General features: G+C 46.6%; 13 protein-coding genes. 1 reads left to right on the top strand and 12 read right to left on the bottom strand.

The features are described from left to right. The first annotated feature begins 43 nt into the window (after positions 1–43). Entirely contained in the window at positions 44–1,093 is a 1,050-nt protein-coding gene (locus K5L82_RS05795; RefSeq protein WP_223133505.1) for a hypothetical protein, read from the top strand. A gap of 23 nt (positions 1,094–1,116) precedes the next feature. Here the strand turns inward: K5L82_RS05795 and K5L82_RS05800 are convergent, their stop codons facing one another. The 12 genes from K5L82_RS05800 to K5L82_RS05855 all read right to left on the bottom strand — a co-directional run bounded on the left by K5L82_RS05800 (position 1,117) and on the right by K5L82_RS05855 (position 14,791). After that, positions 1,117–2,070, bottom strand: coding sequence for a glycosyltransferase (locus K5L82_RS05800; RefSeq protein WP_223133506.1), 954 nt, complete (start codon positions 2,068–2,070; stop codon positions 1,117–1,119). 34 nt (positions 2,071–2,104) lie between these two features. Continuing rightward, on the bottom strand, positions 2,105–3,508 hold the full coding sequence (locus K5L82_RS05805) for a phenylacetate--CoA ligase family protein (RefSeq protein WP_223133507.1): 1,404 nt from the start codon (positions 3,506–3,508) through the stop codon (positions 2,105–2,107). Positions 3,509–3,534: 26 nt separating this feature from the next. After that, the gene (locus tag K5L82_RS05810) at positions 3,535–4,518 is read right to left on the bottom strand and encodes a polysaccharide deacetylase family protein (protein WP_223133508.1); all 984 of its coding nucleotides are present in this window, start codon (positions 4,516–4,518) and stop codon (positions 3,535–3,537) included. Positions 4,519–4,545: 27 nt separating this feature from the next. Then, a complete protein-coding gene (locus K5L82_RS05815; protein ID WP_223133509.1) occupies positions 4,546–5,433 on the bottom strand; it encodes a glycosyltransferase family 2 protein in 888 nt (295 codons plus the stop codon). Then, positions 5,430–6,776, bottom strand: a complete 1,347-nt coding sequence (locus K5L82_RS05820; RefSeq protein ID WP_223133510.1) for a phenylacetate--CoA ligase family protein — start codon at positions 6,774–6,776, stop codon at positions 5,430–5,432. Before K5L82_RS05820 ends, K5L82_RS05815 begins: the two co-directional genes overlap by 4 nt. Then, positions 6,776–7,876 (bottom strand): glycosyltransferase, encoded by a 1,101-nt coding sequence (locus K5L82_RS05825; RefSeq protein WP_223133511.1) that lies wholly within the window; start codon positions 7,874–7,876, stop codon positions 6,776–6,778. The genes K5L82_RS05820 and K5L82_RS05825 overlap by 1 nt, the downstream gene beginning before the upstream one ends. Beyond that, the gene (locus K5L82_RS05830) at positions 7,873–9,015 is read right to left on the bottom strand and encodes a glycosyltransferase (RefSeq protein ID WP_223133512.1); all 1,143 of its coding nucleotides are present in this window, start codon (positions 9,013–9,015) and stop codon (positions 7,873–7,875) included. The genes K5L82_RS05825 and K5L82_RS05830 overlap by 4 nt, the downstream gene beginning before the upstream one ends. A 5-nt stretch (positions 9,016–9,020) precedes the next feature. After that, positions 9,021–10,190 (bottom strand): glycosyltransferase family 2 protein, encoded by a 1,170-nt coding sequence (locus K5L82_RS05835; RefSeq protein ID WP_223133513.1) that lies wholly within the window; start codon positions 10,188–10,190, stop codon positions 9,021–9,023. A 3-nt stretch (positions 10,191–10,193) separates the two neighbouring features. Beyond that, a complete protein-coding gene (locus K5L82_RS05840; protein ID WP_223133514.1) occupies positions 10,194–11,051 on the bottom strand; it encodes an XrtA system polysaccharide deacetylase in 858 nt (285 codons plus the stop codon). 29 nt (positions 11,052–11,080) lie between these two features. Continuing rightward, positions 11,081–12,301, bottom strand: a complete 1,221-nt coding sequence (locus tag K5L82_RS16735; RefSeq protein WP_223133515.1) for an outer membrane beta-barrel protein — start codon at positions 12,299–12,301, stop codon at positions 11,081–11,083. Positions 12,302–12,365: 64 nt separating this feature from the next. Next, positions 12,366–13,271 carry a polysaccharide biosynthesis protein gene (locus K5L82_RS05850; protein WP_262492528.1) on the bottom strand — a complete coding sequence of 302 codons (906 nt, stop codon included), beginning with the start codon at positions 13,269–13,271 and terminating at the stop codon, positions 12,366–12,368. Further along, positions 13,271–14,791, bottom strand: coding sequence for an XrtA system polysaccharide chain length determinant (locus tag K5L82_RS05855; protein WP_223133516.1), 1,521 nt, complete (start codon positions 14,789–14,791; stop codon positions 13,271–13,273). Before K5L82_RS05855 ends, K5L82_RS05850 begins: the two co-directional genes overlap by 1 nt. Between the last annotated feature and the right edge of the window lie 10 nt (positions 14,792–14,801).

A 14,801-nucleotide genomic window follows, 5' to 3' on the forward strand; every position in this document is an offset into this window, starting at 1 on the left:
TCGATCAAACGGCTGAAAACCTAAAGACCAAGGAGCCAACATAATGAAAACGTCAACGTTGAAATCCTCTATATTTTCTTTAGTTATCACATCAACTTTTTGTTTTCATAGTATTTTGGCCGTAGGAGCTCCAAATATTCAGGACGTCTCCGGCGAACTTCAACATGGTAGCTCCCTTACCATTCGAGGTGGAGGATTTGGAGAATCCCAAGCAGCTAAACACGCGCTTTGGGATACCGTTGAGAACCAACCCGAATTTGAAGCCCTTAATAGTGGAGCTGACGTGCCTACCGATAGAGGCCCTTGGGAACGAAACGGAAGCCCATGGGCTAAACCGGTCACGTTGTATCGAGGTAGCGATCAGCGGCATCAACACTCCAGCGCCAACTACTTAGGACTAGAGAAAGCTTTCCTTGGTGTGCCCAGCGCATTTTCGGACAGTACGAATAAAAATATTTATGTTAGTTGGTGGTTCAAACCCAGCGGTGACATTAATGAATTTGGAGGTGCAAACAAGCTTATTAGAATTTGGGATTCATTAGACGGTAAAGATACAAGGATCTCATGGACTCAAGCACTATTAGGTGCATATAAAGACGGTAGCGAGTGGGATAGTTGGGCTGGAAAATCAGGTGTTTGGAATAGACTTGAAATATTTGCAAATGGCGAAAAAGGAACAATTAAAGCTTGGACAAACGGAAAAATAATTCACTCAGTAAGTGACTTCGAAAAGTCCACTATACAAGATGGTTTAACTGTGTGGCTGATTGGGTTTGATCCTAACTATGATGTTTACGAATCACTTGAAATAAAAATGGATGATATTTTTATTTCAAGTTCGCCAGAACGCATTGAGTTGTCAACAAGTCAGTATTGGTCAGAAGCAGGGAGCAAGAAAGAAATTCAACCTGTTGTTTCTTGGAACGACAGTGAGATCTCGATCAAACTAAATCTTGGACAATTTGACAAAAATGATGATTTATATATTTATGTTGTAACAAAAGACGAATCTGTAAACGAAAATGGTATAAGGTTAAATAATGAGCCATGCAAAAAATGCCCAAGTAGTCCATCAAGCGTAGGGATAGAATAACCGGAAAGTTAAATCTGATGAGATTAATTAATCGAAATAAAATTATATATTTCTCTTTTGTAACTTTTGATAAGTCCAACCGTCCGTGCCACCAAGTATAAATAATTTAAAATGAAAACTTGAAAAAATAGAAAAAAACTAAATTGTGCACTTGCCCGCCTATACCTATAAATGGAGAGCATCATTGCGATACCTCCGCTAATGACAATAGCTGTTAACCCGACTTTTAAATTAGAAAATAAAGAAACCAAAAACACTAAAAATGACACCAAAAACAAATTAGCTAAGATGAACACTGGATCAAGGCCAGACTTTCGCGTTCTAACATAGTCCGAAGCTTGCCATACCTGCCTCTCATAAAATGATCGAAGAGTTAAAGGATATCCTAAATGAATCACGCGAATAGCTGATGAAAGAATTAGTTTTTTATTATTAACAATTATCTCTTTAGATATTTCAGTATCCTCTCCTGCCCTTACCGTTTCATTAAATCCTCCAACTTTTTCAAAAGTATCCTTAGTGATAAAAAAGCTTCCGGTAGCTAAAATTTTCACATAGGTAGCTTCTATGTAAGGCCTATTAATTACCCAGGCTCTTTCCACCCAAGACGCTGAAGGTCCTATGTCACACCCGCCGCCAACAGCGCCAATATCACTCTCTAGATATAATAACGACACGCCTGACTGTATCCAATTTTTTGGAGCTAAACAATCAGCATCGATGTACGCTAGAATGTCACCTTTCGCAACCTTCGCTCCCGCGTTCCTCACTCCACCAATCAATAACCCAGAAGCATCAATTACAGTCACACCAAGCTCTGTAGCAATTTTAGTTGTCCGATCAGTGGAACCATTATCCATCACTATAACTTCGTAACGTTCTTTAGGGTAATCTTGTTCATCAATACTTAAAATACATCTAGATATATTTTTATCTTCATTAAACGCAGGAATTAGTATTGAAACAAATGGCAACATAACAACTACCGTATGATGTTTTCACATTATAATATCAAGAACTTCCACTTAAGCCTGGTTTGTAAAAACTTTTTACTGGCCTAAATTTTCCATTAGTTTCTTTTTTTAAACAATCAACTTCAAACAAGTTAATTGACAAAGAGCATCCTATCCTCTCAGTGGCCTCAGATAGAATAAGTTCTCGATGGGTGGCAGTATACCCTTGATCAGGAACAACATAAATATCCACGCTGCCATCAATTTTCTGCACAACTTGCGATGACTTTATATTTTTGTCACTCCGAAAAATAGGACTAAGGCGACCTATCTTTCTGCCATCTTTGGTATAAATCAAATCATCCGTTCTCCCCTCTAACTCAGTGATTTTCGGAAAACTTGGATAGAGTTCATCATTCATCTCAGAAATCAGGACGCTATCACCTACTCGATATCGGATTAAAGGCATCACTTCATTTATCAAGCTAGTGGCTATCAATTCACCAGAACCTGCATTGCGTATTGTCCCAGAACCATGGTCTCTTACCTCAATCACAGAATGCTCAGGATGGAACAGCATAGAGCCAGACTTGCACTGTGATGCAAAGAATGCCATTTCAGTACAACCATATTGGTCTACAACAACACAATTAAATGCTTTTTGAATAATTTCCCTTTGATACGGCATTAGTGTTTCAGCAGTGGTCATCACTATTTTTAGTCGTATCGGATTTAGATTCTGACGCACAATATATAGAGCCAAAAAATAAATGCTAGAAGCATAACCAAATATCTCTTCAGGTTTAAATTCCCTTAATTTTATATAATAAAATTCCATATTTTCTTCAGATAAATGATAGGACGACATTATCAAATTTTTCTGTACTGCATCATATCTCCAATAAGGAGGCGTATTTTGCTTCCAACTTACGACTACTCGCCCCAAAAATGTCGCTCTCTTGCTTCTTTTACTGATACCATACCAACGTCTAACTCGCGTAAAGAATGCATAGTGAAAAGTTCTGGTTTTTTGATCACAATATATCTTCAATGGAGTTCCAGTACTACCACTTGTGCTTAGCTCTATTAACTTCCTATCTCTATGCCTATCCGATATAAATAAACCTGGTGATTCTTGAATTTGTTTTTTCTCAACCACAGGGAAGTATTTTAGATCCTTAATAGATTTAATATCATTAAGTTCAACATTATTTCGTTTCGCCCAATCTCTATAAAAAGGAACATTTCGAATTGACAAACTAGCAATATAAATAAACTTCTTTTCTTGATAATCCCTCATCTGTTCTTGGCTATAATCTTGAGAAATTTTTAGGTATTTATCAAACTTTTTTGACCCAAAACCATATCTCTCCCTATACATTTCTATTCCATATATGCTCACTAAAATATTTTGAACCGCTACCGGAAGTGACAGATAAAGATGTTGAATATTTTTATTCATTTTAAATCCAAAATTTATGCCATCAACTATATATTAATTTTTTTAATGAGGTATGTCATACCGAAAAGATGCTTTTCAAATTGATAATCCTGATTACTTGCTGGATACCTATTAATAGACCACCTATTCACGAACGGCTCAACCCCAGAATATGCAGAAACGCCATAATTGTACCCTGCTTTTCTTACACAACATTCAATTTCAACAGTTATATCTTTTTCCAAACCGTTAGGATAACAAAATATTTTTGACTCTATACCCAGAACCTCTTTTATTTTATCCCTAGATCTAATTAATTCCAATTTCAACTGAATCCAATTCAAATTTACAATGCTAGGATGATTGACTGAATGACTTTCAACATCTAACCCAAACCTCATCATTTCCTTTATATCGTCCCAACTTACTGGTCTAAACATGGATGGTGCCTTTCTAGGGAGGGATAATCCTAACTTTACGTATAGTTCCTCTATCATACTTAACCTATCTTCCTGACCCAACGACAATCCATAATCTGCAATCTTACTCCAACATTCTTTTTTATTTTTGACGAAATTTAAATCTTCATCTATCCCGCTAATTCTAATTTTTTCGTTATCACTTGCATTATCAATCGCGAATTTTATCTGATCCGGCCATAACCAAATATCACCATTTACAAACCCTGTAGTAATAAACAAAGTTGCTGGTATTCCTTCCTCTTTCATAACCGGAAATGCATAGTCCCCAAAATCACTATAGCCATCATCAAACGTGACGGCGACCGCATGCTTCGGGGTGATTCCCTTTTCATGCAGCTCAATTAACTTCGACAAAGAGATCGGATTAAAGAATTTTTTTATCAGCTTCATCTGCTTACGAAACTGATCCACAGAAATGGTGCCAGGGGCCCCGTCTGGAGAGATGCGGTGGTACATCAGGATGCGGGGGTGATTACGTGCAAGGAATCGCGCGACCTGTAAAATCCCGAAAGGCCTTGCTACCTTGTATATGAAATGGTTCACCGTCACTGATTATCCCTCGACTCGACCATAGCTTTATACCCGCCGGATCATCAGTTTAATCAGGCTTTTCCAGCCACGCAGGTACGATATGTCGTATTTCAAGCCTGTGAAGATGTCTGATAAAGGCTCCGAGATCGATTTTTCCGCACTGGCAATGGCCATTCCTCGGCCAATATACATGTCAGCCCAAGCACGCGAGGCTAGGCGCGCCGAGACTTTGGTTGGATTTGCTTTGATAAACTTCCTAAGAATACGGAATGCGTTCTCGTATCGACCCCGATAATTTTTAGACATCTGCCCTGACCATATTCGGTATATGTAGGTCACCTCCGGGCAATAGCTGAACTCCCAGTCAACCGAGTATCTCAGCCATAAGTCCCAATCAATGCCCATAGGCAACTCTTCGTCGAACTCTCCATTTTGCTCTAGGCACTTTCGACGAATTACAGAGGTTCCAAAAGGTATGAAGTTCGAGATAACCAATGCATCCGTTATGTTGCCGCTGTAGCGAGTATAGGGAGCCTCTTTCTCAACGGGACTTGTGTGCTGGTCGATGTACGAAACCTCACTGTAGACGACCCCAACCCTTGGGTTCTCGAACCTCGGCATCTGAACCTCAAGCTTGTTTTTAACCCATAGGTCATCCGCGTCGCAAAAGGCGATAAAATCACCACGTGCTTCTTTGAGTCCTCGATTCTTGGCTTTGGGTTGGCCCCGATTTTCGGTTCGGATATAGCGCACACGACCGTCGTGTTCGAACGTTGCTATACGTGCTTCTGTTTCATCTTCAGAGCCATCATCTATCACAACAACTTCGAGGTTGCTCCAGGTTTGATCGAGCACGGAAGCCACAGCAGCCGGCAAATATTGATCGGTGTTGTAGGTCGCAATCACTACCGAAACCAGCGGTTGATCACTCATTGATTAACCCTGCAAATTGAAAACCTGTATTTACCGGATGCCTCTTGGGGAATTTCTTCTACGTCGTTGATCGTCAGAACCACTTCTTCCCCAAATACCTCCCTCATCGCTTGCTCTAGCTCTTTGTCGGTTTTTTCTGTGTATTCGCGCCCTTTAACACGATTGATTGCCACTTCGTTGATCTGCTCTTGTATCAGCTGCATTTGTTCAATTCCGGGCACTTTGGTCAGCGTGCGCTCAACCAGCGAGATGCCCGATACCTGGCCACCGGCTGGTAGCCTCAAAAAGTCCGCCACTCGCCCTTCAAGCCTCTCTAGCAACGGGAACCCACGGCCGCATTCGCAAACGCGCTCGCCAAACACCCCCACATCCTCAACACGGTATCGTATGAGTGGCATGGCAAAATTGTTGAGGTCCGTTACCACGACTTTGCCCGGTTCACCCTGAGTAACGGGCCTGTCGTTTGCGTCCAGAAATTCTACGTATACGTGGGGCAAATTAATGTGCATACCGTTGTGTTGTTCACACTCGCAGGCGATCAAGCCAACTTCTTCACAGCCATAGCGGTTCGTGACCTTGCAGCCGAACGCTTGTTCAATGCTGGCTCTTTCGTGTTCTAACAGCATCATCGATGTTGCAACGATGCCCTGAGGCCGCAAATCGGTGATGCCTTTCTGAAGGAGGTATTTCGCAAATATGTAGATTGAATGCGCATGGCCAAACACGGCCCCGGGTTTCTCTTTTCGCCATCGCTCAACGAACGAACTCATGGACTGATCATTCAAGTCCATGGTGTCCAAGTATACGGTTCGATCGAGAAGGTTATGGCGTAGCTTCTGTTTAACGCTGCCGGGTACTGGCGGGTTGCCCCACACCGATGCCCGTTTCATGCCGAGATCCCAGCCAGACCATCTGTCTGCCATCAACTGGGCGGCGTTTCTTTTTTCCTGGCAGGTTTCATCGAAATAGAGGTTTAAAGAAACGCCTGTTGATCCACCGGTCTTGGCCGATACCAACGCTTGTTTCTCGAGCTGATCACTGATGAATTGGTCTCCGCCGTTACGGATATCCTGTTTGGTCGTCACGGGTATCCGCTCAATATCCGTCAGCTTTTGGATATCCTTGGCTTTGAATCCAAGTTGTTTGAAGATTTTTCGGTAATAGGGACTGTGTTCTTCGGCGTAACTCAGGAGCGTTCTCAGCCGGTTTAGTTGAAGACGACCCAGGTTGTCTTGCGACCACCACTGCTGTTTTTCGAGCTGCCGCCATTCCACCAGCCTCTGACTACCGTCTTTTAGATCCCAGGCGGGATAAAAGACATACTTGGACAGTGCGCTCATCATTATTGAGGAACCTTTGGCTGAATCATCTCGTAGAGCGCGATGTGCTGGTCAAGCATGGCATCAATGTTGTATTTTCCCGCCACTCTCTCTGCTCCTTTAGATCCCAATCGCTCTCTCAATGCGGGTTGGTCAATAAGCTCTCTAAGTTTTTCTGCTAAAGCTCGGATGTCTCCCACGTTAACCAAGTAGCCATTTTCTCCCTCCTCCACAATTTCCGGATTCCCGCCGGTACGGGTGCAAACTACCGGCTTTCCACAGCGCATATATTCAATGATGGCGTTTGAGAAGCCTTCTGTTTCCGAACACAAAACCGCTATGTCGAAATCCTCTATAAACGTCTCTGGTTCCGGCTGGGAGCCTAGAAACTGTGTAGAGTCCCTGACGCCAAGTTCATCAGCCAACTGCTCATAGGGAGAGGAATCTCCGCCGCCTACAATAGTTAAACTAGTCCTCAAGCCTGCCTTTCTCAACTCTGCGACTGCTTTGATTAAGTCATCAATCCGCTTGATTGGGCGCAGGTTAGCAACAACACCGATTACCACCGGCCTGCTCCGCTCCTGATCAGGCTTGGCTACTTTCGTGGCATCGCGGGAGCCCGGATAGCCGTTGTAAATAACGTTAATTTTTTTGGCCGGAATCCGCTCTGAAGCACCGGTAATCTCTCCAACTGCTTCGCTATTACAGACAACTGCGGATACAAAGCGCCCCGTTAGCGTTAAGGCCTTCAGATACTGCTTGTTGTACCAAAACCCCATATCACGACGGGAAATAATGGTTTTTAAACCGGCGAAGCGCAGAGCGGGTGGACATAACACGGAGGCATCGTTAAAAAATACGTGTACCAGCTGGAACCCACGGTTTTTCAGTTGCCGGCCATACCGGTAGATTTTTAACCAATTTTTGGGGTTAGAGATCGAGCTGATATTCAGCTCTTCAATGGGCACGGGGAACTCGCCACTACGACTAAATTCGGTGCCCCTCAACACGGCAAAGCGAACTTCCCAACCTCGTTCAATTAGCCCCGAAACCAACTTCAGCACCTGGCTTTCAGTACCCGCATAGGGATTGTTATATTGATCCATTATGATGCTCAGCTTCATCTCAGGGCCTGCTGGTATACGGATGAATATCCCCGCGCCATAGCGTTAGAGGAATAATCCGCTTGCACGCGCTCACGGGACCAAGCCTTGGCTCTATCCCACGCCTTTGGATCTGACATCACTGCAGTAAGGCTTTCGAGCAAGACTGAGTCGTCGCCCTGCGGAAGGATCATCCCTCCTTTGGCTACGCCTTGCGTCTTCCCTAAAACGCGGCCAATTTCCCCCACATCGGTTGCCATAATTGTTACACCCGACGCCATAGCTTCAAGCAGGGTAATCGGCAACCCTTCTGTACGTGAGGGCATACAAAGTAAATCTGCCCGCGCCATTAACGCGGGCACGTCATCGAAATAACCCGGTAACAAGAGACAGGACGACAGATCAAGCTCTTCCGCCTGGCGTTCCAGTTCAGAACGCATTGCACCCTCTCCAATGATGATCAGTCCTGCGCGGGGGTGATCTCGCCGCAACTGGCTAAACGCGCAGATCAATCCATCAAACCCCTTCTCCGGTGACAACCGCCCCACTCCCAGTAACACCGGCGAGTGCTTTCCAAGAAATCCCGTAAAGTTTTCACTAAGCGGGTTTTGTGCTTTTTTGCGAACGGCTTCGGTATCCAGGCCATTTGGTATGACGGCTACTTTATCGGACCCAGAAATTGCCTTTGGTATTTGCTGTTTCATCGCCTCAGACACCAGCACTACAGCTTTCATTTGTTTAAGCGCTAAACGGTCCACACTCTCGTACAGCCAGGATTTGGTATAACGCGGGGCTTTGATGTAGCCGTGAAGCGTGGTGACTAACGGCAGGGAACGAATAGATTCTGGCCACAGGCCCATCAACACGTTGAATTTATAGCCATGGGAGTGCAGTAACTGAAAGCCGTTATGCTTCGCCCAGCGGATAATCTCCCAAGCTCCGCTTAGGTTGAAACCCGGCTTCAGACGCCAAGGCGTAACAGGTAAGCCTAGGCGCGTGGCCTCGGCTTCGATGGGTTTCTCTGACTGGCCCGGCCCACCGGCGCTGAGTATCATTGGTGCCAAACCTTGTTTGATTTGTTCGGCCACGAGCGTCAGCAGCATTTTTTCTGCACCGTACAGACCGCCACTATCAATCAAATGCAACACTCTGATTGACATAGTGTTCACCCCTTCCTTGGGTTCCAGACAACTTTCCTTTCACCCTTCAAAAATGCGACAGCGGCTTTGAGAGAGGCGAAATTCAGTAACATGAAATAGTAAGGCACGGTTATAAACACTGAGTTGGGATTACCGTCTTTCGCCTTGTACTGTCCTAACCAAGCCAGCACATAAAGCGCGACCAACCCCACGAATGCCAACGCGTAGATGCCACCACGTGCGGCCAGCAGCATCGCTGCCACCGAAACGCTGGCAAGCGGCAAAAATGCGGCGTATCGCAGCAATTTGTGAGATATGAGCTGGACCGCAAACACACCATAGGTAAACGGGTTCATAAGATGGCGCATATCCCTTAACGCCCACATTGCCCGCAGGCTGACCCGCACCCGCATACTGAACTCACTGCCACTGTCATCCAGAGCGGCTTCCTTCAGCAATGCCTGCGGTTCGTACACAACGCGATAGCCTTGCTCGATCACTTTCAGGGGTTGTACAAAGTCAGGCAGCTGGTCCGCTCGCAGTGGCTGGTAAAGGTCTTTACGCATGGCATCGATTCCGCCATCCACACCTACAATCGAGCCGATCGCTGTCTCTTGTTCGCGCAGCCAGTTTTCATACTTCATGTACGCACTGCAGCCGTCGCCCACTAACGATCCGTCGCCATTTACGTAGACCATTTTGCCGGTGGCATAGCCGACATTGGTACCTTCAAAGCAATTCACCAGATGGCGAGCAGCCTGTTTATCCCATTGCGAGTTGGCATCAGAGAACAGCAGGATGCTGCCTTTTGCTTTAGGCACCAGGGTATTCAGACCGGCGGTTTTACCCTGTCGAGGGGACTGACGAAAAAGCCGAACGGGAATCGCGGAATGCGCACTGAAACGTTGCACGATTTTGTCAGTGCCATCTTCGGATTCATCCGAGATAACCAACACTTCGATTTTGTCTGAGGGGTAGTCCAATGCTTGTTTGTTGGCGAGTGTCACCTCTATATCCGGAGCTTCGTTATAAGCCGCGATGAGTATGGACACGAATGGCAGATCATCGTCGCCGCTGTTTTTTACAGGCTGTCGCTGTGGTGAAGAAATGCTTGCCATCAACGATGCCAACATCGGGTAACCGATATAGATATACAGCAGCAACACCAATGAAATCCAAAAGATTAAATACAGCATGGGTTACGCATCCAGCACACCACGGCTCCGGAGAACCTGGGTCATCGTTGTGAATTTGAATCGGGATAGCAGTTGTTTAAGGCGTGCTTCACAAACATCGAGATTGTTGTAATGCCTGAACCGCGAGAACCATTTAACGTCTAACCTTGGCTGGCCAGGGTCCACTTCCCATGGGTGTAGATAAAATACAAACGGCTGCCCCTTCCGGTTAATCGAGCCCAGGCCCCACTGACTGAACCAATAAGGAAATAGCCGGAAGTACCCGCCGCCAGCTATTGGCAACGTATAGCCGGGCAATTTCAGCGTACTTAGAGGAAATTCCGCCAGCTCGTGGCCTTTATCTGTTCTTAACCGGTGGGGCCACCTAGGGGTACCGGGCATGCCATAGCGGTCGTGATGTACCGGGAAAATCGACGAATCCCAAGTGAAGCCTTCTTCGCAAAGAACATCCAGTGCCCAGCGTGATTGGTGGGTGATGGAATAGCTCGCTGCGCGATACCCCGTGACGGCCTGCCCGGTTGTGTCTTCCAGAATCTTTTTCGATTTACGGGTTTCTTCACGGAAAACGTCAGGGGTTTGGTTATAGATGAGCTGGTGGCTGTAGCCATGACTCGCAATTTCGTGGCCCTGCTCCGCGATTCGTTTAACTAATGCAGGCGAACGCTCTGCCACCCAACCTAAGGTGAAAAAGGTCGCTTTGGTTTTCGCATGGTCAAGTAAGGCAAGGATTCGGTCGGTATTAGCCTCTACCCGATACTCCATTGACGGCCAATCATCGTACTGAACCGCTTCAGCAAGGGCTGCCACCTGGAAGTAATCTTCAACATCAAATGTCAGCGCATTCAAGATATTTTCCGTCATGCTCTAAGCTAGTCCTTGTGGTGGTTGATTTAACGAAGCTGGTATTCCAAACCAACCAATGCCCAACGCTCCCCGTACCGGCGAGCCACAACGTCGCTGCCTTTCTCTTCGTACCCAACACTGGCATATACGCTGAGCGCGCGACTGGCTTGGTAATTCAAGCCCATCTCCATATTAAGCTGCTCGTCTTCGGATTCGTCTTGTTCAAATGTGGTGTATCGATATCCATACTTTGCAAACAGCGATACCAACTGCGAAAGCGGCTTTGAAGCGCTTAGCCGCACTCCGGTGCTCTGCTCCTCTTCGTTGGAATCCAGATAATCGGAATTGTTAGCGAACACCGCAGCACTGAGACTGCTGCCACTAGAGAACCTTTTATTGAGCCCCGCCTCTAGCGACGATGTCTCTACCGCTAGGCTTTCCGTCAAGTTGAACTCGAATTCCTCAAATCGAATATCGAAACTCGAGGTGCTATCCGTTAACTCCCTTGCTCCCCGCAAATACAACTCAGCCCTTTCATTAATCTCACGGATAAACTCGAGGTTTCCAACACTGCCGCGGCTCGTGGACGAGGTTGCGCCAAATTCTGTTTCAATTTCACTCACACCCAGCGCACCTGATAATGAGGCCGTTGCCCACCGCTTTCCAAAAGTCATCTGGGCAGTGCGGACCTCTATGGTTCCGCTTGAGTCATGCTCGGTTTCGCTCGTTGTCAGGCTAAGACCACCATTCATAGTCGAACTGAATAGATGATTCCAGGCAGCTGTACCTATCACGCGTTCGCTATCACGCTCCTCGGGCTCGCTGAATTCGGTGCTCTCGTACCTTGCTTCGAAATTCACCGAATCCACGGTGCTCAATCGAAAGAGATAATTAGGGCCTGTGGACAACAGATTTTTGCGAGTCCTATTATTGGGCGTGTCACTATTAGATGTATCCTGAGTGACTTCTCGCAAATTGTTGGAGATTGTCCAGCTAAAGCTATCTGATAACTCGCACCTTCCTAACGCATCCATTTGAGCGTCGGTTTCATTATCGAATGAGTCGTCCGACCAAACGGTATAACCGAGACTACCCGCAAGACCACCAACGCACCGGCCATCGTTATTTTCGTAATTGGCATTCAGGTAGGTCCTACTTTTTGTATCATCTTGTCTGTTCTCCTTAAGCACTTTGGTTGCGTTATTAGTGGTTAGAATCGTTTGCCCGACAACCAACTGAACAGGATCAGCAACCGCGGATAGAGACACAAAACCAAAGCACATCCCAGCCATACAAAGCAACGGAAGACAACACTTCCCTGCGCTGCGTAATCTAACCATTGATTACGGCCCCCACAAATTTATCTGGATTAAACGCCGTGGCGGCTTTTTCAACAGTTGATGATGTTATCTTTCCGTGTGGCACCACCAACATACCGTAGTCGCAAAGCTCCGTGAGAATACGTGCATCCGGGGAGTCCGATATCGGGGCTGTGTCCAACACAATAAAACGGTCTGGATACCGCCGACGGATAGCTTGGAGGAATTGCTTCATGCGAAACGAGGTGAAGAATTCAGCGGGTGTTTCGCGGCGACTGCCCGCTGGGATCAACCGAAGCCTGGGTATTCCGGTCGGATACAAAATGCGACTGATATCAAAGTTAGGATCGTCAAGAAAATCGGTTAATCCCGTCTCCGGTATGACATCTAGAGAGCTATGAATGGAAGGCTCTCGTAGATTGCAGTCGATGACCAGTGCTGTTTTCGCTTGATCAAAAGCGAAAGCCGCTGCCAAATTGAGCGCCACGAACGAAGAGCCTGCGCCCGGGGCAGCTCCGCTGACCACCATGGTAAAGTTGTTGCCTTCGGATAACTCCAGTAACTTGGTTCGCAGATCCCGAAACCGGTTAACAAGCATTCGATTCGAAGACTCAGGGTAGATGATTCTCCGCTCATCAAGATCATCAGGAGTGAGTTTCCTCGGCTCCTGCATTTTGGTGATCTGCTTGCTGATTAAATATCGGTCTACTGCACCAGGCCCCAACTCTAAAGAGCTTGGGACCAAAAGCTTCGAGTCTTCTTCACCGGATGACCCAACTTCCTTTTCTAGGCGCTCTTTTCTCCGCTGGAAGTACGGATGCCGCTCTACGTGATCAGGCTGGTTGTTGCGACGTTCATGATCAGAACGTTCTAGCCCCGCATCGTCAACTCGGGAGCTTTCGCTCTTCCAATCTGCCATTACAGAACTCCCATGTATTCAGCTGCCACAATGGCCCCATACACCGCCACAATCAGCAAGGCACATAAGCCGATGACACCCGTTACCCTCCGGTCACGACGCTTTTCATACGGCGTTCGAACCGCGGGGATATCAGTCAGCACTGGTAAGCCAATTTCTTCTTCCAGCTGTTCCCTTACCCGCACTCGGGGATCGATCTGTAACAATCCGGCGATGGCGCCAAAGGGGATAAATGCCCCTGCCAACAGCCCGGCAGCTGCAAATGCGGAAAACCGGGGACCTGACGGTTGGTTCGGATATTGTGCAGCTTCGTTAATCCTATAACTGAGCCCTTGGCCTTCAACATCTAGGTGCATAGACACTCGGGCCTTTTCGCGCCGCTTCAGGAGATCGTCGTATATTTCCCGGTTTACCTGCAGATCTCTTGTAAGATCGGAGTACTGGGCCTTATTCTCCTGAATCCTCTCCATTCTTAGATTTTGCTCGGTGATAAGTTTCTCAAGCGAGGAAATTCTTATATCAATTGTGGCGACATCAGCTCGGGCCTTGGTGATGTCGGCGGTGATTTCCTGGTACAGCGGATTAAAGGTTCGCGCGCCTTCATCTTCACCACCGAAACTTTGATCGCCCGCCAAATGGGCTCGGCGCTGTTTTTTTAGCTCGGCAATTTGCTCGCGCAAGATCACAATATCAGGATAGGTGTCGTGGTATTGCAGTCGAAGGGTGTCCAAACGTTCTTCAAGAACACTGATCCTTTGACGGTACACATCCTCTGTTTTTCCTTGGCGGATGGTCTGCCGAACCCCACCGCGTTGTTGCTGCAATGACTCCACTCTTGCGTTGAGCTCTTGCCGTTCAAGTCGGGCTAGCTCGAGCTGATTACGGAGCTGGGCCAAGCGGGCATTGGCTTCCCCCTCGGTGCCATCGGTATTTTCTGACAAAAATTCTTTAAGCTGCTGTTCCACTTCTGCCAACTGTTGCTCGTAGCTCTTCACCTGTTTATCAATAAAATCGTAGGCGCCACGGCTTTCCTTACGCTTACGGTCATTGGATTCCTCAATAAACAACTGAGCGAGCTTTTGCGCCACCCGGAAAGTTTCCAGCTGGGATTCCGATGAGAACCCGATACTGAAATAACTATCGCCCCTGGGGCGAACAAATAGGTTGCCGCGAATACGGCCAATGCGTTGTTCTACGGCAGTCTCCTCCATAGAAGCATCGGGATACACAGCTGAATCACGAGCCAAACGCTCAATTACAGATCTAGTTAATAGGAGTTCCCGAGCGCCAGAGATGCGATCATTTATTTTTGTGGTAACGGCTCGGCCTTCCATGAGTGGACGAATGATATTGCTATCATCCACAAAGATCACAACGGAGGCCTGATACTTATACGGAAAAACAAACCCCACACTCAATACCGTGAAACTGATCACAAGAAAGGCAAGTAGCACTAACCATTTGCGCTCTCTAACCTCACGAATAATCTCGTTCGGCATTTTCGATAAGGGTAAAGCCATATTCACACCT

The organism is Marinobacter sp. AL4B (assembly GCF_019916045.1).
Lineage (GTDB): Bacteria > Pseudomonadota > Gammaproteobacteria > Pseudomonadales > Oleiphilaceae > Marinobacter.

What these genes read in the sequence shown, in the direction of transcription:
- K5L82_RS05795 (WP_223133505.1), top strand. Translation starts at nt 44, where the DNA reads ATGAAAACGTCAACGTTGAAATCCTCTATATTTTCTTTAGTTATCACA.
- K5L82_RS05800 (WP_223133506.1), bottom strand. Translation starts at nt 2,070, where the DNA reads ATGTTGCCATTTGTTTCAATACTAATTCCTGCGTTTAATGAAGATAAA.
- K5L82_RS05805 (WP_223133507.1), bottom strand. Translation starts at nt 3,508, where the DNA reads ATGAATAAAAATATTCAACATCTTTATCTGTCACTTCCGGTAGCGGTT.
- K5L82_RS05815 (WP_223133509.1), bottom strand. Translation starts at nt 5,433, where the DNA reads ATGAGTGATCAACCGCTGGTTTCGGTAGTGATTGCGACCTACAACACC.
- K5L82_RS05820 (WP_223133510.1), bottom strand. Translation starts at nt 6,776, where the DNA reads ATGATGAGCGCACTGTCCAAGTATGTCTTTTATCCCGCCTGGGATCTA.
- K5L82_RS05825 (WP_223133511.1), bottom strand. Translation starts at nt 7,876, where the DNA reads ATGAAGCTGAGCATCATAATGGATCAATATAACAATCCCTATGCGGGT.
- K5L82_RS05830 (WP_223133512.1), bottom strand. Translation starts at nt 9,015, where the DNA reads ATGTCAATCAGAGTGTTGCATTTGATTGATAGTGGCGGTCTGTACGGT.
- K5L82_RS05835 (WP_223133513.1), bottom strand. Translation starts at nt 10,190, where the DNA reads ATGCTGTATTTAATCTTTTGGATTTCATTGGTGTTGCTGCTGTATATC.
- K5L82_RS05840 (WP_223133514.1), bottom strand. Translation starts at nt 11,051, where the DNA reads ATGACGGAAAATATCTTGAATGCGCTGACATTTGATGTTGAAGATTAC.
- K5L82_RS05850 (WP_262492528.1), bottom strand. Translation starts at nt 13,271, where the DNA reads ATGGCAGATTGGAAGAGCGAAAGCTCCCGAGTTGACGATGCGGGGCTA.
- K5L82_RS05855 (WP_223133516.1), bottom strand. Translation starts at nt 14,791, where the DNA reads ATGGCTTTACCCTTATCGAAAATGCCGAACGAGATTATTCGTGAGGTT.